Below are 201 nucleotides of genomic sequence, written 5' to 3'. Positions count from 1 at the left end.
CTAGCGCCGCTGCACGCCTTGCCGCTGCGCGCAAGCCGTCCGCATCACGGATCACCGAGAACGGGCCGTCGATCGGCAGAAGACCGAAGGCCCGGCAGGCGTTCGCGATCCTCGCGGTCGCGAAATGCCAAAGGTCGTTCCAGTGGCGTTCCCGCCCGCCGCGCCCGTCGTCGTCGGTCAGCACCACGTAGTCGGCGGACG

General features: G+C 70.1%; 1 pseudogene. It reads right to left on the bottom strand.

The features are described 5' to 3' along the window. Nucleotides 1-201, bottom strand: a pseudogene (locus CWO89_RS45625) (CoA ester lyase); the annotation flags it as partial.

This window comes from Bradyrhizobium sp. Leo170, from assembly GCF_004296405.1.
Classification (GTDB): Bacteria; Pseudomonadota; Alphaproteobacteria; order Rhizobiales; family Xanthobacteraceae; genus Bradyrhizobium.
This window is presented reverse-complemented; position numbering and strand designations above follow the sequence as displayed.